This window comes from Rugosimonospora acidiphila, from assembly GCF_039543385.1.
GTDB lineage: Bacteria > Actinomycetota > Actinomycetes > Mycobacteriales > Micromonosporaceae > Rugosimonospora > Rugosimonospora acidiphila.
On the sequence record NZ_BAABJQ010000020.1, the window covers coordinates 97,379 to 118,912 of the forward strand.

A 21,534-nucleotide genomic window follows, 5' to 3' on the forward strand; every position below is an offset into this window, starting at 1 on the left:
CGTCGCTGTACCTCAGACTTCAGCAACGGCCGACAGTCTCCTCGTGCCCGGACCCACGTGCGTAGCCGGGCCTTTCGGTGAGGAGAAACCCGTGGTCGAAATGACCCGTCGGAGACTGCTTGGACGCGCCGCTGCGGCCGGTGCCCTCGGCGTCGGCGCATCGCTGCTGCCCGGGACGGTGCAGAAGGCGCTCGCGAATCCGCCTCAGAAGCCCGGTCGGCTCAGCGACATCAAGCACATCGTCATGCTGATGCAGGAGAACCGGTCGTTCGACCACTACTTCGGCACGCTGTCCGGCGTCCGGGGCTTCGACGACCCGAACGCGCTCAAGCTGCCGAACGGCAAGTCGGTCTTCTACCAGCCCGACTCGGTGAACCCCGACGGGTACCTGCTGCCGTTCCATCTCGACACCAAGTCGACGTCCGCGCAGGCGATCCCGTCCACCAGTCACGCGTGGAACGTGCAGCATCAGGCCTGGAACAACGGGAAGATGGACAGTTGGCTGCCCGCGCACCGCACGGCGGACAAGGCCAACGGTCCCTACGTGATGGGCTACTACACCCGCCAGGACATCCCGTTCCAGTTCGCGCTCGCCGACGCGTTCACGATCTGCGACAACTATCACTGCTCGATGATGGGCCCGACCTGGCCCAACCGGATGTACTGGATGACCGGCACCTGCGACCCCGACGGGGAGAACGGCGGCCCGATCACCAGTAACATCGCGCCCGCGGGCGGCTACACCTGGACGACGTACGCCGAGCGCCTTGAGGCGGCCGGGGTCTCCTGGAAGGTCTACTCCGAAGCCGACGACTACGGCTGCAACATGCTGAAGAACTTCAAGAACTTCCAGGAGGCGTCGACCGACTCGCCGCTCTACCAGAAGGGCATCGCCTCCGCCCCGCGCGGAAGCTTCGAGTACGACGCCATCAACGACAACCTGCCGCAGGTGAGCTGGATCATCTGCACCAGTACCGAGTCGGAGCACCCCGATTACATGCCGGCCGCCGGCGCGGCCTACGTCGCGTCGAAGATCGGGGCGATCGCGGCCAACCCCGAGGTGTGGGCGAAGACCCTGTTCATTCTCAACTACGACGAGAACGACGGTCTCTTCGACCACGTCGTCCCGCCGACCCCGCCGGCCGGGACCCCCAACGAGTTCATCTCGGGACAGCCGGTGGGTGGCGGCTTCCGGGTGCCGTGCATCCTCATCTCCCCCTGGACGGCTGGTGGTTGGGTGGCCAGCGAGCCGTTCGACCACACCTCGTGCATCCGGCTGCTGGAGGAGTGGACGGGCGTCAAGGAGCCCAACATCAGTGACTGGCGGCGGGAGACCTTCGGCGACCTGACCTCGGCGCTGCGGATGAACGGCAAGGCCAAGGCCCCCGTGCTGCCGGACACCTCGGGCCCGCTGATCCTGGCGAACTACGAGGTCGGCCAGCTTCCGGCGCCGACCCTGCCGGGCGCCGCCCAGTCGTTGCCGAAGCAGGAGTCCGGCAAGCGGCCGCGCACCTCGTAGGCCGCGCACCTCGTAGGCCGCGCACCCCGTAGGCCGCGCACTCCGTAATCGGAACCCCGCCGAAGAGGCCGCCGGCTACTCGCCCAGCGCGATGGCCGAGCCGGCCTCCTCGCCGGGGTGCGCTCAGGAGGTCGCGGCCGGCGGCAGATCCTCCGGGTACTCGATATCGACGATCTCCGGGAACTCGCCGCCGGTCCCGTCGCCGCCCGGGTCGGTGCCGCCCGGGTCGGTGCCGCCCGGGTCGGTGCCGCTCAGGTCGGTGCCGCCCGGGTCGATGCCGTCCTCGCTCGGCGTCTGGCGATCGTCGAGCCAGCGCCTGCGCGACCACCACCGGGAGTGCACGCAGCGGCCCCGCCACAGCAGCGTCATCCGCTGGGCGCCGATGAACGACGCCGCCAGTCCGCTGGCGGTACCCAGGCGGCAATCGGCCCCGACGACGTCGACCCCCGCCACGGCCACGCCCAGATCGACCACCGCGCCGCTACTTGTGCCACCCGACACGAGCATCACCGACGGGCCGCCCTCGGCGACCTCGGTCACCACTATCCACTCGCGCCGCCAGATCTTCTTCTCGTACCTCGACAGGATCTGCTCGTCGAGCGCGTCCACGTTCGTGATGCGCCGCACGGCCACCGCCTTGGCTCGCAGCACGAACGCGCCCTGGCGAGAGAAGTCCACCCGCATGCCGATGTTGCCGCCGACCACGCCGGTCAGCACCGGATCCAGTGGAGCCGCGAGCCGCACGTGGACCTGCGCCCCGTCGTACGAGCTGCAGTCGTAGTCGACCGGCGTTCCGCCCGCGTCGACGGCGTACCCGATGCCCAGCGCGTCGAGCGTGGTCGACTTCGACCAGCCGCCGTCGTCGAGCACCCCCACGTCGCCCAACTCCATCGGCGTTCCCGGCAGCCACACCGGCAGCCGCTCCAGGCGGTTGCGGACCTCGTGCCACAGGCTGTCCACCAGTTGGTTCACTGCGCACCTCCGTCGATCGCGGGCTGCGGACGAATCGGGCTCGGCTCCACGCGCATCCCGCTGAAGGCGTGCATCGAGTACAGCAGGCCGACCGGGTTCCCGTGGTCCTGCAGGAGCCGCCACTTGGCCTCCTGGAGCGCCTCGCCCACGCTCGCGCGCTGAGTCATCAGGTGCGTGTAGAAGCACTTCGACATCTTCGCGGCGAGGCGATCGGGCACGTTGGCGGCGGTACCGATGATGCCCCGGTTGTGGTTCGCGTGGAACGGCTTGAGCAGCGTGGCCGCGCTCGCCGGATCCATCACGGCGGTCCCGCAGGCGTTGAGGAAGGCCAGCGGCCGGTCTGGCCACAGCGCCGTCGAACCGGCCTTCAGGCCACACTCCATCAGCTCTCGCATCAGGGAGTTCAGCGAAATCATCATGCGCTGCCGCCGCTCGTCCGCCAGCCGATAGGCGAGCGTGCCCCCGGCGGTGCCACCGGCCTCGCAGTGGCAGGCGAAGTGAACGATCTGATCGGGGTGGTCGCCGGGAGTACCGTTCGGTTCCAGCGACGGCTCGAACAGCTGCTGGGCGAGCGTGGGCGCCGCGGAATCCGTCACGTCTTGGGGATACGGTCCCCTGAGCCGGAAGACGTCACCCCTGGCCTGGAAGAAACCCACCTCGTCGCGCGCGCCGCCGAGGGTCGCGTCGTACACCACCCGGACCGGTACCCGCCGCCAGCCGTCGAGGGAGTCGGTGTTCAGCGCCCGCGAAGGGTCCTGCCGTTCCACCACCGACGCGAACCCGGTGAACCGCAGCGCGCAACGTTCGAGTTCGAGGTTGTCCCGCACGTTGACCGGACCGTCCGGGCCGAACAACGCGAGCAACTCCCAGGGAAAGTAGTTCTCGCCTTCCGACACGACGTGAATCAACGGAGTCGGTGCCTGCCGGTTCCGCCACGTCGGGCAGGCCGCGACCAGGAACTCCCTCAGCCGCACCGCACCCCACACCGGGTCGGACAGCGCGTTCGACAGGAAATCCAGGCCGGCGCGGCGGATCGCCTCCAGCACCGCGCCCGCCTCCGCCGGCCGCAACCGGCGCCGGTCGGTGATGCCCGCGAACGCCGAACCCAGGCTCCGGCCGAGTTCGGCGCACTGGCCGCGTACCACGTCGGGGTCGGCGAGCCGGATCCGCTCCGGCGCTCCGCCCGCCGGTGTGGACAGGCTCAGCGTCCGGCCATCCGCCTCGGTCACGACGGTCACGTTCGGCCGTGCCGACGTCGCCCCGTACATCAGACCGCTTCCGGTTCGACGGCGACGAGTTGAATCGGCATCGCCTGCAGCAGCCGGCCCGAGGAGAACAGGGCGATCCGCAGGCTGTACTGGTCGGCCGCCCCGGCTCGCAGACTGGTGCGGTACCGCACCGTTCCGCCGTCCGGCTTGCAACTCGTGGCCAGCCGCGGGTCCGACACCTCGAGGAACGGCGCGTCGACGGTCAGCGTCACGTCGACACTGGCCGCACTCGGACCCGTGGTCACCACGAACGGCAGGCAGACCGTGGCGACACCGGTGCTCGGCTGCCAGCCCTCCGCGACCACGAACGCGTCCCGCCCGGTCCGCACCAGTACCGTCAGCTCGCACGCGCGCCCGACGGGTATCCGCCACACCGGCGGCACGCCGGCCTCCTCCGCCACCGCCTCGGCCAGCCTGGCAGTGATGCCGCCGCGAAAGGCGACCGGCTCGGCCGGCACCAGTATCTGCCGGAACTCGTTCTGCATCCGGTCGGCCACCGCGCTGCCCAGGCGGGCGGCCAGCCCTTCGGTGGCCGACCTCGACAGGGTGAACGGGCTGGCCGCCGCGGCCGGCGGCGCCTGGCGCGGTTGCGCCGCGTCGACGTCCGTGAAGGTCGCGGCACCGGCGGGTGTCCGGTCCCGCCCGCGGTCGTAGTGGTCGAACGTGTCGAGCACCCGGTCGAGCACGGACCAGTCCTGGTTCTCGCCCAGCGCCGTCGCGGCATCCATCATCAGCTCCCGGGCGCCGTGCAGGTCCCCGGCTGCCAGCCGCAGTTCGCCCTCGGCCCGGCGCAGCCGCGCGGCGAGCGGCAGCAGCACCTCGGGTCGCTCGCCGAGGTCCAGCAGCGACAGGTACTCGCTCTCGGTGACGCGCGCCAGGTGCTCGGCCTCGGTCGGCCGGCCGAAGGCGAGCATCGCCCGGGTCAGCAGGCTGTGCGCCCGAACGAGCCCGATGGGGTTGTCCATCCGGCGGAAGGTCACCGCCGCGTCGGCCGCTCGGCGGACCGCCCTGGCCGCCGCCTCCTTCGCCTCGGGTGCCGTCGGGTCGCCGGCGAGGCTCCGGTTGCGCTCGTCGAGTTGCAGGCGTGCCAGCCGGTACTGGACGGTCGCCACCCGCCGCAGGTCACCGTCCACGAATCGCAGCGCCTGGCTCAGGTAGTCCTCGGCGTTGCACCAATCGCCACGCCGCCGGGCCGCCTCGGCGAGCGAGAGGAGCACGCGGTACCGGGTGGCGTCGGGGAGTTCGGAGTCCTGCAGTTGGTCGAAGGTCGCCTCCGGGGTATCCACCTGGTATGCGTCCGCGATCAGGATGCGGAGCAGCTTCTGCTCCTCCTCGTCCTTGTCGGCCTCGGCCAGATCCAGGGCCCGCTCCAGATACTCGATCGCCTGCCGGTAACAGGCCGCCTGCAGGAACGCCTCGCCGAGCTTGCGGGTGGCCTCCGCGACCCGGTCCCGTTCCGGCCGCTGCCAGGCTGGCCGGGGCGCGGCGGTGCCGTTCGCCCCGGCCACCTGCCTGGCCAGTTCGGCCGCCTCGGTCAGGCACTCCTCGGCGTCGCGGTAGCGCTCCACCGCGATCAGGAAGGTGGCCTTGGCGAGCAGCACGTCCACCGTCGCGAGACCGCCGCGGTCCTCTTCGGCCGCCCGCAACGCCTGCGCGTACGCGTCCAGCGTCTCGTCCGGGCTCACCCCGGCCGCCACGCAGCCGCCCAGCCACACGCTGATCCGCCAGCTGTCGCTGCCCGCCCGCGACAGCGCCATCACCCGCAGCAGGTTCGGGTACTCGGTGCGGACCCACGCCTCGGGGTGAGCCGCGATGCGCTTCGGGAGCGTCGACTCGCCGTTGTGCCACCGGGGCAGCACCCGCACCCGCAACTCCGGGTGCTGCTCGTGGAGCACCACCGAGACAAGCTCGTGGTACGCCTCGTCCAGCGCGGTACGCGCGTTGTCCCCCTCGCCCTCCGGTAACCGGCTCGCGTGCTCGTCGGCGTACAGCTTGACCAGCGGATGGAACCGGTACCGAGCGGTCTCCGAGGCCTCGTCCCGCCCGGCGTCCTCCAGGAACTTCGCGGCGGTCAGCCGGTCGATCAGCGCCTCCGCCTCGGCGGCCGGCAGGTCCTCCATCAGCGGCCGCAGCACCCACGGCACGAACGTGGCGGACGAGACCAGCGACAACAAGGCGAACGCGCGCTGCTCCTCGGGCAGTAGGCGCTCGTACTCCGTCTCCAGGTGCCCCCGCAGCGACCGGCCGGGCTGATCCAGCCGGTCCAGCCGGGCTCCGGGGGCGCGCAGCAGGTCGGCGACGTGGCAGATGTCCGTACCGTCGTCGAAGACACGCTCGGCGGCGGAGCGGATGGCGAGCGGCAGCCGGCCGCACAGGTACACGATCTCGGCGGCGCACTCGGGCTGGTTGCCGTCGTGGGTGTGCGACACGGCCCGGAAGATCGACATCGCATCGTCGTCGTCCGGCAGATCCAGCGCGTACGAACTCGCCGGCATCGGGTCGGACAGCATCAGGTCGCGGCGGCTGGTGACGATGACGGCGGTCGCCGGATCGCTCGGCAGCACGTGCCGCACCTGGTCGGCGTGGCGGGCCGCGTCGAAGATGAACAGGATCTGCTTCTTCGCGGTCAGGGACCGGAAGATGAGCGCCTTGTCGACGGTCGCCTCGGGCACCGGCTCCGTCCAGCCGAGGGCGAGTAGGAGCTCCTTCAGAATCTCGTTGGGGGTACGGACCGCGCCCGCGGTGCCCATGTTCACGAACAACTGGCCGTCCGGGTACTGGCCGGCGAGGCGGCGCGCCAACTCCTCGGCGAGCGCGCTCTTGCCGACGCCGGGCATGCCGTGTAGCAACAGTACGACCGGCCCGACCTGCCGGACGGACTCCGGGTCCGGGGAGGCGGGCCGGGCGCGGACCCGTCGCCGCCGGCCCGCCGGTTGGGGCACCGCCCGAGCGAGCCGCGCCGTGTCGTGCACCTGCCGCAGGATGGCAAGCTCGGTCTCCCGGCCGCTGAACAGATTGTTGCCGGGCGGCAGCGTGGGGACCGACTGGGCACCGCGCCCCAGCCGGAGCCTCGCGCCGACCCAGCGCCAACGGTCACGGGCGGCGCGGCCGGCCTTCGCGTCGCCAACCCGTCGCTTCGGGGAGCGCGGCCCGGCCGGCCTCTCCGGCCGCGCCTCCGGTGGCACCTCGAGCAGCAGGACGGCCGCCGCGCTGAGCACGCCCACCAGGGCCAGGGCCGCCACCTGCAGCCCGCCCGGGAAGCGGTCGTACACGACGCTCAGAACCGTGACGACGGCGCCCACCAGGGCGGCGAGGCGGGATCGGAAGCGGCGGAGCTGAGCGAGCGTGCGCCGTAGGGTCCAGCGTACTGACATGGTCTCACCCCACTGTCGTGTCCGATCGTTGCGGCGCCGGCCAGCTGACCGGACGTGACAGGCCCGGCTCCGACCCGGCGTTCGGCTGGGCGACCGGCTGTTCCTTCTCCGTGAACAGGCGCAACGGCTCGGACGGGTACCCGGACTCCACCGTCCACAGCCGGCGGGTGGCCCTCCTTCTGTTCTCGTCGTCACCCAGCAGGGCGAAGGCTTCTTCGGCGGTACTGAGCAGGTCGATCGCCTGGGCGACCCGGTCGTTCCGCTCGCCGCGTTCATTCCGCTTCGCGCCATCGGCGCGTTCGGCGCGCTCGTACGCGTCCGCCAACGCCAGCGCGCACTGGGCCTGGATCCAGCGGTCGCCGCATCGGCGGAAGGTGCCGTGGCTCTCCTCCAGCGCGACGATCGCCCGGGAGAGACTGCCGTCCGCCAGGTACGCCCGGCCGATGACCAGCCGGGCATGCGCCGCCCCGTACCGGTGGCGCAGCGCGGTGAACCCGTCCAGCGCCGAGGTGCCGAGCGTCCGGCTCTGGTCGGGCTCCTGGGCGTCGAGGGCGACCAGGGCGTGCTCCAGGCGGATCCAGGGACGCCACAGCCGCAGGTCGGGCAGCCTGAGCGTGTGTCTCTCGGCATCGGCGAGGCACTGGCTGGCCTCGGCCCGGTACCGCATGTCGCTGCTCTGATTGCCGCACGCGCGCAGCACCCGGGCCCGGGCCAGCAGTACCCCCGGAAGGTGCCGCTGCCCCGTCATCCCCTGGCTCGCGCAGACCGCCTCGGCCTCCTTGACGTAGCTCAGGCCGTCCTCCAGTTCGGCGGTACCCGCCAGCGCGACGGTGAGTTCGCGTAGCACCCGGACCCGCTCCAGCGGATCATCGAGCCGCCGGGCGACCTCGAGCGCGCGGTGCAGGTGCAACAACGCGTCGTCGACGAGGTTCTGCTGGCGTAGCAGCGTCCCCGAGATCCGCAGCGCCCTGGTCAGCGTGTGATCGGACCCCGCGCCGAGTTGCACGGCCTCCTTCGCGCACGCCCAGCCCTCGTCGATCCAGCCCAGTTCGGAGTGGACCTCGGCGAGCGCCGCCAGGGTCAGTGCCTCGTCGGCCGCGAACCCGGCGTCGTCGGCGCGGGTCGAGGCCCGCGCCCGGCAGAGCGCCACGGTTTCCCGGCTCCGGTTCAGGGCGTCCTCGAGTTCACCGTTGTCGAGGAGTTGGTAGACGTTCTCCCGTAGGTATGCCTCGGTGCTGCGCCGCGCACGCTGTTGCCGTTCGATGTCGACCTGGTTCAGGGCCTCCCGCCGCTGCTGGTCGCTCAGCGTGCCGCTCGCGGCCGCGCGGACGTAGGCCTGCACGTAGGCCGGCATGTGGAAGGTGGACAGGCCCGAGCTGTCGTCGTACCGACGCTTCACGAAACGTATCCGGGCCAGCCGGTCGAGCAGTTGCTTCGCGACGAGTTCCGTCACCGCCACCGAGCCGACCCGGCTGCCCTCGAACAGGGCGACAAGGATCCAGTCGTCGATCCGTCCGTCGTCGATGAGGCCCAGCAGGATGGCGGCCATCCGCTCCTGACCGGTCATCAGCGAGAAGCAGAGGTTGAGGATGCCGGGAAAGGCGATCTGCTCGACGTCTCCGTGGGCGACGGGCTGCGCCGTCATCTGGTCCACGGCCACCTTCCGCGTCCAGTTCTTGCGGATCGTCAGCGCCGTGCCGGCCATGTGCAGGGCCATGGGGTACCCGTGCGCCTCGCGGACGACCCGCGCGGCGAACTCCGGCTCGGCCGCCACCCACCCACCGCCGATCAGCGTGTCGAGCAGCGCCGTGGCGTCGTCGTCGACCAGAGGCAGCAGCCGCAGCCCCGACCAGGACCGCTGAGGCGACCGCGGTTCGGACTGGGAAGTGATGATGACCGTGCACCGGTTGCCCGCGGGCAACAGCGGCGCGATCGCGTCGAAATCGCTCACGTCGTCAAAGATGATCAAAAGCCGACTGCGGAGGCTGACCCGCCGGTACCACTGGCCGTAGTCCTCTCTGCGCTCCGGCACCGGGTCCTTCGGCCCGGCCAGGGCGCGCACGAGCATGGCCAGCGCGTCGTCGATGCTGCTGAGCACGTCGACCTGGACCAGCAGTTGCCCGTCCGGGTAGTCGTCCGCGATCAGGTGCGCCACGTTGGTGGCGAGCGCGGTCTTGCCAATCCCGGAGCCGCCGCTGATCAACGCGACTCTCGGGCCGGACCGGCGATCGGACGACGACAGATATCCCCACAGCTGCGCCAGCTGCTGGTGCCGGCCCTGCAACGGTCCCGGCGGCGGCGGTAGATCGGCGGGCGCGATGCGTTGCCGGCGCCGGCCACCGGCGGTGTGGTCGAGCCCGACGGGCACCACCGGAGGAGCCAACAGCTGCCGGCGGCGCACCAGAAACAGCGCCAGGTGGGTCAAAAGCACGCCGACGAGTACGGCGGCGGCTATGCCGTATCGCCCCGCGACCGCGATACCGAGATAGTCCACGGCCGCGAATACGATCATCGGAATACCGAGAACGGTGACAAGGGTGACGAGATTGCCGGCTTTCGGACTGGCTAGGTCACGCATGTGCTCTCCCGCTTCACTGGGTGCTCACATCATGCAGTGGTCCAGCAAACCAAGCCAGGACTATTGGCCCTTCTGGATTGATTGCGACCGACTCGTCTACCGGGACGCGGGCCGATCACACAGCCGCAATTGGCACCTTCGGTCGCCGTACCCGGACTTTCGCCGCCCGACTTCCGCACACTCGGCGCGAGCCTGTCCGCCGCCCGACAAATATTGGTGAATCAATTATCCCCGCGATAGCGACCAACACCAGCGGCGGCGACAGCGTTGCGGTGCCCATCGAGGTTCATTCCTTCGCCAGGAGCACGATCTTGCCGCGTACAGGTCCGACCTCGATCTCGTGGTGGGCATCCGCCGCGGGTAGCGAATGCGGTGTGCGCCGTAGGTACCGGCGGCCCTCTGGTCGGCGGTGGTGCCGATGCATTCGGGGTTGTCGACCAGGTCGAGTGACACGCGGACCGCGTCGTCGCCGATACAGTCGCGGTGGTCCCGGATTGTCCGCCAAACGTCCGAGCCCTGAGCCTCGGCCGGCCAGCGATGCCGCTGGCGGCTTTGTGCTGTCATCGCTCGTGGCGATCGTTGCCGGTGGGTGTCATTGCCTGCGGTGGTAGATGTTGCGGCGGGGTTGCTGGTCGGGGTCGAGGTATCGGGGTGGGATGAACTCGGGTAGCCCGTCGGAGGCGATCCTGACCTGCCAGTCGCCCTGGTGGATCACCCGATGGTGGTGTGCGCACAGCAGCACCCCGTTGTCGAGGCTGGTGGGGCCGTCATCCAGCCAGCTGACGAGGTGGTGCCCGTCGCACCACCTCGGTGGGCGATCACAGCCCGGAAACGCGCAACCCCGATCGCGTAGCACCAGGGCTCGGCGGATCGGGCCGGTGAACAGGCGCCGTTCCCGGCCGAGGTCCAGGACCTGACCCGTGCTGCCCAGCACGGCGGGCACGATCCGGGCATCGCAGGCCAGCCGGCGGGCGGCGGCGGGGCTGAGCACGGTGCCATCGTCCAGGGTGGCGGCGCCGATCTGCCGGCGTAGGGTGTCCAGGTCGACGGTGACGGTCACCTGCGGCCGATCCCCACCATTGTCGGGCAACTCCCCGCCGGCCAACGCCAGCCGGCACACCTCCACCAGGGCGTCCGCGCGTCGCTGCTCCGGGCTACGCAACCCCGCCTCATCAACCGGTCGGGGTGCGCACAACGGATCGATCGCCGCCCGCACCACGGCGGCGGACTCCTGATCCAGCCACCCGGTCAACCGCACCCCCGCCTGGCCCGGCACATCGGTCAGGTACAGACACCGGTCCGCGTGGGCACGGTCCTCGTCCCGGGCCAACTGTTGCGCGGCCTGTTCCTCGGCGACCTCCGGGGCAACCACGTCCAGCAGTCGACCGGTCAGCCGACCCAACTCCCTGGGCCCGAACACCGCACACTGCCCAACCAGAAACTCCTCCCCCTCGGGGCGGACCCCGGCGGGAAGAGTCGGGACAGCAGCCGCGATCACCCGCGCCTGCTCAAGATTGACCGTCCCGGCCGCCAACCCCTCCACCGTCCTCGGCAACCCGCCGTGCAACGCCGCGGCGAGCCTCACCTGACGCGCCGCCGTACCCCCATACAACCGATACCGGTCACGCAACCACGCGGTCGTCGTCGTAGCACCCTGCCGCCGGGCAAGGTCCCGCCCATCGACCTCCCGAACCAAACCCAACCGCACCGCGTCCAACCGCGACGCCAACGCATACGCCCGATCCAAACAGTCAATCAACACCTGCGGGGACTGAGCCCAGACCGACGCGTGCGCGAGCGACCGCACCGCCTGCTCCAGCTCGATCAACGGATCCCCGTCCACGAACCAACGCTACCGACGGGGTACGACACTAATGATGGCCGTGAGGCTGATCGTGTGCAATGGAGCGGGCCGGGCCTACGATCGTCCGGGCGCCGACCGAGCGACCGGCTCAGGCACCGAACCGCTCAGCGAAGTTGCGGATGAACCGCTCGGTCGCCCCGCCCGCGAGCACCTGGCGAACCTCACCGAATTTCGCCACCATGGTGCGCGCCTAGGGCAGGTCGCCCGACACCGCCAGGCAAACGGCCAGGGCTCCGTACTCGACCTGCGATTGCGGCCGTCCGCGCAGGGCTTCCATCAGACTCGGCAACGTCTGATTGGCCACTCCGTCCACCTGGTCGGGCGACCGCACGCGCCAGCGGAAGCACGTGGATGTCAACGGCTCGTCGGTGACCCGCCGCCGATCCGTCGCGATCCGTACGGTATCCGGTGGCACCCGCTGCGCCAGGAGTCTTGCCCGCTGGGTGCTGCTCGCCAGCGTCTCCGCCAATTCCGAGCCGAGCTCCCGGCTCGCCAGTCGCTCGGCGACCGTCGTGTCCTGCGCGGTGAGTAGGACACGAACGATTCGCACGTCGGCGCCCATCGCCCGCTCGAACATTCCGGTGGTCACGGGCAACACGCTGAGGGTGTTCGTGTAGATCAGCCGGCGGTATCCGAGAAGGCGATAGTTTACCCAGACGGCCGTCACATTGCGTTCGGCGATTTTCGAACGATCCGGATCCCCGTCCGGCGCCGGATGTACCTGCCCCATGAAGTCGCCCTCGACAATGGCGTGCGCGACGGCCGCGGCCCGCAGTCGCGCGGAGACCTCCCAACCCACCGTCGTCTTGCCAACGCCGGCACGACCCCCGATGAGTAACACCTCCGCGCGATTCATGCGGGTAGCGTGCCAGCCTCGGCCGGCCGACGCGATCCGATATTCCCCGCCGTCGGCGGGCCGCGCGCCACTCGACACCAACGGATGCCGGTCGGGGCTCGAGCATCCAGCGGTACCCGGCGGTGCCCGGTGGATGACAGCATGGGCTCGTGAGGTTGACAACGGTCATCGCGCTCGGCGGCGCACTGCTCCTTACGGGATGCGACGGAAGCAGTCCGTCCGGCGCGGCCTCGCCCGCGTCCTCCCCGGCACCCAGCGCCGCGTTGATGGTCACCAGCAGCGCGTTCGCTGCCGGCGCGCGGATTCCGGACGAGTACACCTGTCGCGCCGCGGGCATTGTGCCGCCGCTGTCCTGGACCGGCGACCCGCGCTCGGCGGCGGCGCTCGCGGTGGTGGTTCACGACCCCGACGCGCCGAACGGCGACTACGTGCACTGGGTGGTGTACGACCTGCCGGCCGGCACCACGTCACTGGCCGCGAGCGCGCTGCCGGCCGGCGCCAAGCAGGCACGCAACTCGGGTGGTACGACGGGCTGGACCCCGCCCTGCCCGCCCAGCGGCATCCACCACTACCACTTCGTGGTCTACGCGCTAAGCTCCCCGACCGGGCTGGCGGCCGGGGCCGCGACCAACGCGGCCCGAAAGGCGATAGCCGACCGGGCCGTCGCCTCGGGCGAACTCGTCGGCACCGTCAACGGCTGAGGCTCCGCCCCCGGCGGCGCCGACCGTCCGGAGGCGCGGTTGACCGTCCGGCCGCCCGCGCCCCCGTCACCGCCCGGCCCCACCCCGTCACCGGCTGGGACTCCGAAGCCCACCCCGTCGTCAGGCGATGCCGGCGGAGGTGAGGAAGTCGCGCACCACCCGCTGGAACAGCTCGGGCTCCTCGAGCTGCGGCGAGTGGCCCGAGTTCTCGAAGACGACCAGCCGGGCGTCCGGAATCAGGTCGGCGATGGCCCGCGAGGCCGGCACGGGCGTGCGCCAGTCGTGCCGGCCGACGGTCACCAGCGTCGGGCAGGTGATCGACGGCAGCTTCGGCTTGAGGTCGTAGCGCGGCATGTTCTGTCCGAAGGCCGCGTTGTGCGTGCGGTAGTGGAACCGGGTGGCGGCCAGCTTCGCCGCGTCCCGGGCCGGGTCGTGGTCGTGGTCGTAGAGCGGCAGGATGGCCGCCCAGTACTCGCGCAGCTGCTCGTTGCTCTCGAAGCGACCGGTGCCGATCCGCTCGATCGCCCACTCCGGAATGACCGTGCGGTCGGTGGTTCGGGCCCGCCGCACCGCCAGGTGGTCGTGTGCGGTGTCGGCGGCCGTGTCGCGCAGGACCAGGGCGTCCACCCGGTCCGGGTGGGCGATGGCGTACTCCATGGCGATGAACCCGCCGTACGAACCGCCGGCCATCACGATGCGCTCGTAGCCGAAGCGTTCCCGGATCGCGTCGACGTCGGCGACCCACTGCTCGTGCGTGAACGGCTCGTCGTCGCTGGATTCGCCGGAGCCTCGGGCGTCGAACACGATGACGCGCAGCCGGTCGGCGAACCCGCCGAACGAGCGCGCCGGCTCCGCCCGGGAGCCCAGCCCCGGCGCCCCGTGGTGGACGATCATCGCCGGCGCGTCCTCGGGCCCGTACGCCTCGACGACCAGCTCGGCGCCGTTGATCTTCATCCGCTCCGTCATGGCGCGCAGCTCACCAGACCTCTCGAAGGACCCGCACGATGTTGCCGCCGATGACCTTGGCGATCTCGTCGTCGGAGTAGTCGTGCGCGACCAGCCAGCCGACGATGTTGCCGAAGCACTCCGCCGGGTTCTCCATGCCGGACACGTACGGCACCCGCGGGTGGTCGACCGTGCCGTGCGCCTTACCGATCGCCAGGTGCTGGGTGAAGCTGTTGTGCAGCCCGACGTGGTCGCCGAAGTTGGTGTCCGGGCCGAACCCGACGTGGTCGATGCCGACCAGGTCCACGCAGTACACGAAGTGGTCCATCACCGACTCGATGGAGTGGTGCGGGTGCTCCGGCGAGAGCGTGGTGTGCGGCGCCGCCTCGATGCCGATCACACCGCCGCGCTCGGCGCAGGCCCGGATCACCTCGTCCGGCTTCATCCGCGGGGTGTTCCACACCGATCGGGCGCCGGCGTGGGTGATGAACACCGGCACGCGGCTCGCCTCGATGACCTGCATCGAGGTCAGGTCCCCCGAGTGCGAGACGTCGATGGCGATGCCCAGCCGGTTCATCCGGTCCACGGCGCGCCGGCCGAAGTGGGTCAGCCCGCCGTCGCGCTCCTCGGACAGCCCGGAGCCGAGCATGTTCGCCTGGCTGTAGGCGATGCCCATCTGGCGCACGCCGAAGCCGTACAGGATGTCGATGCGGTCCAGCTCGTTCTCGATCATCGTGGCCGCCTCCAGGCCGGCCACCAGGGCCACCCTGCCGTCGCGCTTCGCCTCGAAGATCTGCTCCAGCGTGGTCGCCAGCACCACGTAGTCCTGCTTGGCGACATCGGCAAGGCGCAGGCCGATGTCGTAGATGACGTCGTCCCACTTCCAGGCGTGCTCGCTGGTGACGCAGCCGGTGCCGTTCATGAAGTTGTCGAACACGGCGGTCATCCCCGAGCGCGCCAGCCCCTCGAAGCCGAAGGCGTTGCGACCGGTCCGGTTGTAGTCGCGCAGCTGGCTCACGTCGGCCGGCAGAATCTTGGGGTGCTCGTGCAGCGAGATCGCCGTGTGCTCCCTCAGCAGGCGGTCGACGCGCTGCCACTGCGTGTCCGACAGCCCCAGGTCGTGCTCGGGTACCCGCCCGATCTCCGGAGCCAGTTCGAACACTTTGTAATCACGACGTGGCTCAAGGTAGTCAAATGATCGGTAGCCACGGTATCCGGCTGCTGCTTCCCGCACGCGCGCTCCCCTCAACAGAGGTCAGACCTCTTACCAGATGCAGGCTATACCTCCGCCGCCCGGATGATCGAGCCGTGGCCGTCGCGGCTTACGATGCGGTGCGCTGTCCAACGTGATCAACACCTGGGAGGCTCGCCATGCAGTACCGCACGCTCGGCCGCACCGGTCTGTCGGTGTCCGAGGTCGGCTTCGGCGCCTGGGGCATCGGCTCCTCGGGCTGGATCGGGGCGGACGAGGACGAATCGCTGCGCGCTCTGCACCGGGCCATCGAACTGGGCGCCAATGTCATCGACACCGCCCGCGGGTACGGCGACAGCGAGCGCATCGTCGGCCGAGTGGTGCGCGAGCACCGCGGCGAGACGATCCACGTGGCCACCAAGGTGCCGCCGAAGAACCGGCTGTGGCCGGCGCCGAACGGCATCGACCCGATGGAGGCGTTCCCGGGCGAGCACATCCGCACCAGCCTGGAGACGAGCCTGCGGGCCTCCCGGCTGGACGCGTTCGACGTGCTGCAGTTCCACGTGTGGAGCGACGAGTGGGTGGGGCGCGGCGACTGGCTGGAGACCATCCAGGCGCTCAAGCAGGAGGGGAAGATCCGCTTCTTCGGCATCTCCAACAACGACCACGAGCCGGCCAACGCGGTAAAGCTGGTCCGGTCCGGGCTGGTCGACACGGTACAGGTCATCTACAACGTGTTCGACCAGGCGCCGGAGGAGGAGCTGCTGCCGGCCTGCGCCGAGCACGGCGTGGGGGTGATCGTGCGGGTGCCGCTGGACGAGGGCGGGCTGACCGGCAGCATCACCGAGGACAGCACGTTCCCCGAGGGGGATTTCCGCAACCGGTACTTCGCCGGCGACCGGCGCGCCCAGGTGCGGCGCCGCGCCGAGGCGATCGTCGCCGACCTGGGCATCCGGCCGGACGAGCTGGCCGAGACCGCGCTGCGGTTCACGCTGTCCTCCCCGGCGGTGTCCACCGTGATCCCGGGCATGCGCACGGTACGCAATGTGGAGCGGAACACGGCCATCGGCGACGGTCGTGGGCTGCCCGAACAGCGGCGCGCGGCCCTGGTGGCGCACCGCTGGGACCGCAACTTCTACCAGCCGGACGCGTGACGCTTCTGGAGGCCACCCCCGGCGGAGCCCGGTAGCGGTTTCGCGGGTCGGCGGCCCGACCGGTCTGGCTCGGCGCGGCTGGCGCCGGGCCTCGACCCGGGCCAGTCGCCGGCGCCGCCCCGCGGGACCACTACCCTGATGAGGTGACGCCGCCGTCGACCCCGCCATCGCTGCTGGTGGTGGACGGCAACAGCCTGTTGCACCGGGCCTACCACGCGGCGGCCACCGGGCAGTTGCTCGACGGGGCGGGCCGGGCGGTGTGGGGGTTGAAGGGGCTGATCGGGTACGTGGCCCGGGCCGCGGCCCGGCTGCGCCCGGACGCGGTGGTCGTCGGCTTCGACTGCCCGGACCACTCAGCGCGCAAGAATGACTACCCGGAGTACAAGGCGCAGCGGCCACAGAAGCCGGCCGACCTCGCCGATCAGCTTGCCGACGCCCCGGACCTGCTGCGCGCGGCCGGCATCGCCACCGTGGTGCCGCACGCCTACGAGGCCGACGACGTGCTCGCCAGCTCGGCCGCGGCCGCCCGGCGCCACGGCTGGCGGGCGGTGCTGATGACCAGCGACCGGGACGCGTTCGCGCTCATCGACCCATCGACGTCGGTGCTGCGCGTGCGCAATGGCGGGTTCGACCAGGCCGTGCTGGTCAACGCCGCGTCCCTGGCGGAGAACTACGGCGTCACCCCCTCGCAGTACCGCGACTACGCCGCGCTGCGCGGCGATCCCTCGGACAACCTGCGCGGGGTGCCGGGCTTCGGCTCGGCCACCTCCGCCCGGCTGCTGGCCGAGTTCGGCAGCCTGGAGCGGGCCTGGGCGGCCTGGGACGGCGGGGACGAACAGGCCGTCCGCTCGGTGGTGGGCGAGCGCTCGGGTGGGCAGTTCGGCTCGCCGGCCGCCCGGGAGACGGTGCGGCGCAACCGCCGGCTCATGGCCATGCGCGACGACCTGCCGATACCGGCCCTGGACACGCTGCGGCTGCCGCTCGACCTCGCGGTGATGAAGCGCGCGCTGGCCGGTCGCGGCATCATCCTCGGGCCGTCGCTGTGGGCGCTGACCGGCGGCTCGCCGCCGGACGCCCAGGCCGTCGCGCCGGCTCCCCAGCAGTGGGTGCGGGCCGGCGGCCCGCGCCGGCGCCGGGAGCCCCTGCCCGGACAGCTCAGCCTGTTCTGACGCTCTCGCTCTCGGGCCAGCGGCGCAGCAGCACCGCGCTGTTGAAGCCATCGAAGCCGCGCGCCCCGACGAGCGCGAGGTCGGTGCGCTGTTGCCGCTGCTCGCGGACGAAGTCCAGCTCGCAGCCGGGGGCCGGGCGATCCGTTCCGGCGGTCGCCGGCAGCAGCCCGTGCCGCATCGCCAGCAGCGCGTTGGCCACGTCCAGGGCCGCCCCGCCCTGGTGGGCCCGGCCGGTCAGCGGCTTCTGCGTGGTCACCGGCGGCGAGCAGCCGAACACGGCACGCAGCGCCTGGGCCTCGGCGAGGTCGTACCCGGGCACCCCGAGCGCGTCCGGCACCACCAGCCCCACCTCGTCCGGCCGGGCCCCGGCCCGCCGCAGCGCCAGCGCCATGGCCCGGGCGTACTGCGTCGGATCGTGCGCCTGCCGGTCGTGGGTGTGGTGGGCGTCGGTGTGGTGCGCGTCGGTGTGGTGCGCGTCGTGCGTCGCCCCCCAGCCGGCCACCTCGCCGTAGATGGTCGCGCCCCGCTCCCGCGCGTGGTCGAGCTCCTCGACGACGAACACCGCGCCGCCCTCGCCGGGCACGTAACCACCGGCCGCCACGTCGAACGGCCGGTAGGCCCCATCCGGGTCGGTGCCGCTGCTGAGCAGGCCGCCACGCAGCTGGCAGGCCAACGCGTACGGGCTCAGCGGGCACTCGGTGCCCCCGGCGATGACCACCGGGGTACCCCGCCGGATCATGCGTACCGCCTGGGCCAGGCTGTCCAGGCCGCCGGCGGTCTCCGACACCAGTACCCCGCACGGACCCTTGAACTGGTGGTGAATGGAGAGCTGGCCGACGCTGGCGGCGTAGAACCAGGCGATCGACTGGTACGCGCCGACCGTGCGCGACGGCTGGCTCCACAGCCGCTGCAGCTCCCGCTGGCCGAACAGGTTGCCGCCCGACGAACTGGCCAGTACCACCCCCACGCCGTACGGATCGTCGGTCACCTCGGCCAGCCCGGCGTCCTGCAGAGCGAGCCGGGTGGCCGCGAACCCGAGGTGCGTCCAGCGGTCGGTCTGCACCACCCGCCGGCTGTCGGCCCACTCCAGCGCGTCGAACTCAGTGATCTCGCCGGCCAGCGTGGTCGGGTACCGCGCCGGATCGAACAGGGTGATCCGCCGCAACGCGCTCTCCCCGGCCAGCACCCGCTTCCAGTGCGCGTCCACCCCGACCCCGGTCGGGGCGACCACCCCGACCCCGGTGACAACCGCCCGCTGACGCTCGCTCATCGCACCGCCTCCGTGAGCCGCCGGAAGACCATTGCCGACTGAAATCCGCCGAATCCGCTGCCCACCGACAGTGCGACGTTCACGTCCACCTCGCGCGCGGTGTTGGGGACGTAGTCCAGGTCGCACTCCGGGTCGCGGGTGGCCCAGTTGGCGGTCGGCGGCACGACTCCGGTCTCGATGGCCAGCGCGCAGGCGGCCATCTCGATCGAGCCGATCGCGCCGAGCGAGTGGCCCACCATCGACTTGATGGAGCTGATCGGCAGCTCGTACGCCGTCTCACCGAGCGCCCGCTTGAACGCGGCCGTCTCGTGCCGATCGTTCTGCCGGGTGCCCGAGCCGTGCGCGCTGATGTACGACACGTCGCTCGGGTTGAGCCGGGCCTCGTCCAGCGCCGCCGTGATGGCCAGCGCCATCTCCGCGCCGTCGGGCCGCAGGCCGGTCATGTGGTACCCGTTGCTGCGGTTGGCGTAGCCGACCACCTCGCAGTAGATGGGCGCCCGGCGCCGGCGGGCGTGCTCCAACTCCTCCAGCACGAGCACCGCGGCCCCCTCGGCGAGCACGAACCCGGTCCGGTTGCCGTCGAACGGCCGGGAGGCGTGCGCCGGGTCGTCGTTGGCGGCAGTGGTGGCCTTGATGGCGTCGAACGACGCGACGGTCACCGGCGAGATCGGGGTGTCCGACGCGCCGGCCAGCATCACGTCCGCCTCGTCGTCGCAGATGAGCTGGTGGGCGTGGCCGATCGCGTCGATGCCCGAGGTGCAGCCCGTGGAGACCACCTGGGCCGGCCCGTGCAGCCCGTGTCGGCAGGCGACGTCGGCGGCCAGGCTGCTCGGGATCAGCGCCTGGTAGAGGAACGGCATGGTGCGCTGGTGGTCGACCAGCCACTGGGCGCCGGAGTCGCTGGCCACCACGTACTCCCGCTCCAGCGCCATGGTGCCGCCCACGGCCGAGCCGAGCACGACCCCGGTCCGCTGCCGGGTCGCCTCGTCCGTACCCAGCCCGCTGTCGGCCAGCGCCTCGATCGAGGCGGCCAGCGCGAACTGCACGTACCGGTCGGCGCGCTGCCGCTCCAGGCAGGTCAGCCCGGCCGCCACCGCGTCGAAGTCGCACTCGGCCGCGATCTGCGAACGGAACGGGGACGGGTCGAAGAAGGTGATCCGCCGGGTGGAGGTCCGCCCCTCGGTGACGGTGGCCCAGAACCGGTCGCGGGTGACCCCACCGGGGGCCACCACGCCGATCCCGGTCACCACCGTGCGCCGGCGTGTCATGTCGAGGTCTCCGCCGGCGCGGCCGCGACCGGGGCGGACTCGGTGTCCACGTGGCCCAGCTCCGGCCGGGGTGCCAGCGGACCCAGGTGGAAGACGGCCTCGGCCGGTTCGGTACCGGCGTTGCGCAGCCGGTGCCGGGTATGCCTCGGGATGAACAGCCCCTCGCCCGGGCTCAGCGAGATGGGTTGATCGTCCAGGTCGACCGTGATCTCGCCACGGGTGACGTAGAGGAACTCCTCGCTGTAGGGGTGGTAGTGCTCGCCGATCCGCTCCCCCGGCCGCAGGGTCGCCACGCCCATGAAGCCCGAGGTGCTGCCCACGGTCTTGGGACCCAGCAACACCCGCAGCTCGCCGCCGCGCCGCCGGTCCACGGGTACCTCCGCCACGGCGATCACCCGCCCGGCCTCCCCAGCCGCCGCCTGACTCACCGGCGCCTCACTCACCGGCGCCTCACTCATCGCCGCCTGGCTCATCGCCGCCTCGGTCATCGCCGTCTCACTCATCGCTGCCTCCCGGTACCGTGGCCGGCCGCTGGGCCGCCGCGCGCTCCACGCGTTCGCGGATGACGTCCAGTTGCGGGCGCGAGTTGGTGTTGAGCCGCTCGGTCATCTGCCGGTTGTTCACCGGGGCGGTCGGGCGCATGGAGAAGTCCTGGACCCAGGTCATCCGCACGCCCTCGGGCAGTTCGTCGTAGCGCCAGAAGATGCGCATGTACTCGAACGGCCCGGTCTCCACCCGGTGCGCCCGCACCTCGTGCCGTACCGGGTCGCAGGTGCGCTCGCTGACCCAGGTCCAGCTGATCCCGTTCTCGTCGGGCACCATGGTCAGCCGGAACAGGACGGTGTCGCCGTTGCGCTCCAGTACCTGGACGTCGGCGTACTCGGTGAACAGGTCGGTCCACCGCTCGACGTCGTTGGTCATCCGCCAGACCAACTCCAGCGGCGCGTCGATGACCACGCTGTTCTCGGTGTGTCCCGGCGGATCGGGATTCGTCGCCTCCTCGGTCGGCTGGGCCGACCCGGTGGACTCACTCGGGCGCGCCGACGCGGTGGATTCGGTCGGCTCCGAGGCGGTGCGCTGAGCCGGCGCGGCGGGGCCGGTCGAGGAGGGCGGTGTCGCCAGCGGAGGATCGGTCGGGCTCGTCGCCGCGCCGTCCAGCACGCCGGCGACCTCGTCGATGGTGAGCTGGCCGGCGTTCTCCGGCACCCGCACGCCGTAGCGGTCGGCCACCACGGCCTCCAGCTCCAGCAGGGCGAGCGAGTCCAGGCCGAGCTCGGTCAGGGTCGCGTCCGGCGCCGCCGCGGCGGCGTCGGGATCCAGTCCGCAGTTGCTCACCAGGATCGCGGTGATTTCACCGGACGCGGCCTGCCGCCGGTCCGAGGTGTTGAGAGTCATCTGGTCTCC

At 71.3% G+C, this 21,534-nt stretch carries 16 protein-coding genes; 4 read left to right on the top strand and 12 right to left on the bottom strand.

Annotation, left to right across the window (positions count from 1 at the left end):
- Positions 1–100 precede the first annotated feature (100 nt).
- Entirely contained in the window at positions 101–1,519 is a 1,419-nt protein-coding gene (locus ABEA87_RS28490) for an alkaline phosphatase family protein (RefSeq protein WP_345634763.1), read from the top strand.
- A gap of 123 nt (positions 1,520–1,642) precedes the next feature.
- On the opposite strand, the gene ABEA87_RS28495 is transcribed toward ABEA87_RS28490, so the two are convergent.
- From ABEA87_RS28495 to ABEA87_RS28520, 6 genes are all read right to left on the bottom strand, one after another.
- The gene (locus tag ABEA87_RS28495) at positions 1,643–2,491 is read right to left on the bottom strand and encodes a hypothetical protein (RefSeq protein ID WP_345634765.1); all 849 of its coding nucleotides are present in this window, start codon (positions 2,489–2,491) and stop codon (positions 1,643–1,645) included.
- Entirely contained in the window at positions 2,488–3,720 is a 1,233-nt protein-coding gene (locus tag ABEA87_RS28500; RefSeq protein ID WP_345634767.1) for a CHAT domain-containing protein, read from the bottom strand. Before ABEA87_RS28500 ends, ABEA87_RS28495 begins: the two co-directional genes overlap by 4 nt.
- A 38-nt stretch (positions 3,721–3,758) precedes the next feature.
- Complete coding sequence (locus ABEA87_RS28505) at positions 3,759–7,133, bottom strand: NB-ARC domain-containing protein (protein ID WP_345634769.1); 3,375 nt, start codon at positions 7,131–7,133, stop codon at positions 3,759–3,761.
- 4 nt (positions 7,134–7,137) lie between these two features.
- A complete protein-coding gene (locus ABEA87_RS28510) occupies positions 7,138–9,645 on the bottom strand; it encodes an NB-ARC domain-containing protein (protein WP_345634771.1) in 2,508 nt (835 codons plus the stop codon).
- A gap of 658 nt (positions 9,646–10,303) precedes the next feature.
- Complete coding sequence (locus tag ABEA87_RS28515; protein ID WP_345634773.1) at positions 10,304–11,554, bottom strand: HNH endonuclease signature motif containing protein; 1,251 nt, start codon at positions 11,552–11,554, stop codon at positions 10,304–10,306.
- A 211-nt stretch (positions 11,555–11,765) separates the two neighbouring features.
- A complete protein-coding gene (locus ABEA87_RS28520; RefSeq protein ID WP_345634775.1) occupies positions 11,766–12,509 on the bottom strand; it encodes a hypothetical protein in 744 nt (247 codons plus the stop codon).
- Positions 12,510–12,580: 71 nt separating this feature from the next.
- Here ABEA87_RS28520 and ABEA87_RS28525 point away from each other — a divergent pair, with 71 nt between their 5' ends.
- On the top strand, positions 12,581–13,132 hold the full coding sequence (locus ABEA87_RS28525) for a YbhB/YbcL family Raf kinase inhibitor-like protein (RefSeq protein ID WP_345634777.1): 552 nt from the start codon (positions 12,581–12,583) through the stop codon (positions 13,130–13,132).
- A 120-nt stretch (positions 13,133–13,252) separates the two neighbouring features.
- Here the strand turns inward: ABEA87_RS28525 and ABEA87_RS28530 are convergent, their stop codons facing one another.
- A complete protein-coding gene (locus ABEA87_RS28530; RefSeq protein ID WP_345634778.1) occupies positions 13,253–14,098 on the bottom strand; it encodes an alpha/beta fold hydrolase in 846 nt (281 codons plus the stop codon).
- A gap of 10 nt (positions 14,099–14,108) precedes the next feature.
- The gene (locus ABEA87_RS28535) at positions 14,109–15,239 is read right to left on the bottom strand and encodes a dipeptidase (RefSeq protein WP_345634780.1); all 1,131 of its coding nucleotides are present in this window, start codon (positions 15,237–15,239) and stop codon (positions 14,109–14,111) included.
- 209 nt (positions 15,240–15,448) lie between these two features.
- Here ABEA87_RS28535 and ABEA87_RS28540 point away from each other — a divergent pair, with 209 nt between their 5' ends.
- Positions 15,449–16,423, top strand: a complete 975-nt coding sequence (locus tag ABEA87_RS28540) for an aldo/keto reductase (RefSeq protein WP_345634782.1) — start codon at positions 15,449–15,451, stop codon at positions 16,421–16,423.
- Between the two features lie 143 nt (positions 16,424–16,566).
- Entirely contained in the window at positions 16,567–17,592 is a 1,026-nt protein-coding gene (locus ABEA87_RS28545; RefSeq protein WP_345634784.1) for a 5'-3' exonuclease, read from the top strand.
- Here the strand turns inward: ABEA87_RS28545 and ABEA87_RS28550 are convergent.
- The 4 genes from ABEA87_RS28550 to ABEA87_RS28565 are packed head-to-tail and all read right to left on the bottom strand — an operon-like array spanning position 17,579 to position 21,525.
- On the bottom strand, positions 17,579–18,862 hold the full coding sequence (locus ABEA87_RS28550) for a beta-ketoacyl synthase N-terminal-like domain-containing protein (protein ID WP_345634785.1): 1,284 nt from the start codon (positions 18,860–18,862) through the stop codon (positions 17,579–17,581). The two genes, ABEA87_RS28545 and ABEA87_RS28550, sit on opposite strands and share 14 nt — an antisense overlap.
- On the bottom strand, positions 18,859–20,130 hold the full coding sequence (locus tag ABEA87_RS28555; RefSeq protein ID WP_345634787.1) for a beta-ketoacyl-[acyl-carrier-protein] synthase family protein: 1,272 nt from the start codon (positions 20,128–20,130) through the stop codon (positions 18,859–18,861). Before ABEA87_RS28555 ends, ABEA87_RS28550 begins: the two co-directional genes overlap by 4 nt.
- The gene (locus ABEA87_RS28560) at positions 20,127–20,633 is read right to left on the bottom strand and encodes a cupin domain-containing protein (protein ID WP_345634788.1); all 507 of its coding nucleotides are present in this window, start codon (positions 20,631–20,633) and stop codon (positions 20,127–20,129) included. Before ABEA87_RS28560 ends, ABEA87_RS28555 begins: the two co-directional genes overlap by 4 nt.
- Positions 20,626–21,525: an SRPBCC family protein gene (locus ABEA87_RS28565; RefSeq protein ID WP_345634789.1), complete on the bottom strand. Its 900-nt coding sequence runs from the start codon at positions 21,523–21,525 to the stop codon at positions 20,626–20,628. The genes ABEA87_RS28560 and ABEA87_RS28565 overlap by 8 nt, the downstream gene beginning before the upstream one ends.
- Positions 21,526–21,534: the final 9 nt, after the last annotated feature.

Coding starts and splice junctions, on each gene's coding strand:
- ABEA87_RS28490 (WP_345634763.1), top strand. CDS start 101: ATGACCCGTCGGAGACTGCTTGGACGCGCCGCTGCGGCCGGTGCCCTC.
- ABEA87_RS28505 (WP_345634769.1), bottom strand. CDS start 7,133: ATGTCAGTACGCTGGACCCTACGGCGCACGCTCGCTCAGCTCCGCCGC.
- ABEA87_RS28510 (WP_345634771.1), bottom strand. CDS start 9,645: ATGATCGTATTCGCGGCCGTGGACTATCTCGGTATCGCGGTCGCGGGG.
- ABEA87_RS28530 (WP_345634778.1), bottom strand. CDS start 14,098: ATGACGGAGCGGATGAAGATCAACGGCGCCGAGCTGGTCGTCGAGGCG.
- ABEA87_RS28540 (WP_345634782.1), top strand. CDS start 15,449: ATGCAGTACCGCACGCTCGGCCGCACCGGTCTGTCGGTGTCCGAGGTC.
- ABEA87_RS28550 (WP_345634785.1), bottom strand. CDS start 18,862: ATGAGCGAGCGTCAGCGGGCGGTTGTCACCGGGGTCGGGGTGGTCGCC.
- ABEA87_RS28555 (WP_345634787.1), bottom strand. CDS start 20,130: ATGACACGCCGGCGCACGGTGGTGACCGGGATCGGCGTGGTGGCCCCC.
- ABEA87_RS28560 (WP_345634788.1), bottom strand. CDS start 20,633: ATGAGTGAGACGGCGATGACCGAGGCGGCGATGAGCCAGGCGGCGATG.
- ABEA87_RS28565 (WP_345634789.1), bottom strand. CDS start 21,525: ATGACTCTCAACACCTCGGACCGGCGGCAGGCCGCGTCCGGTGAAATC.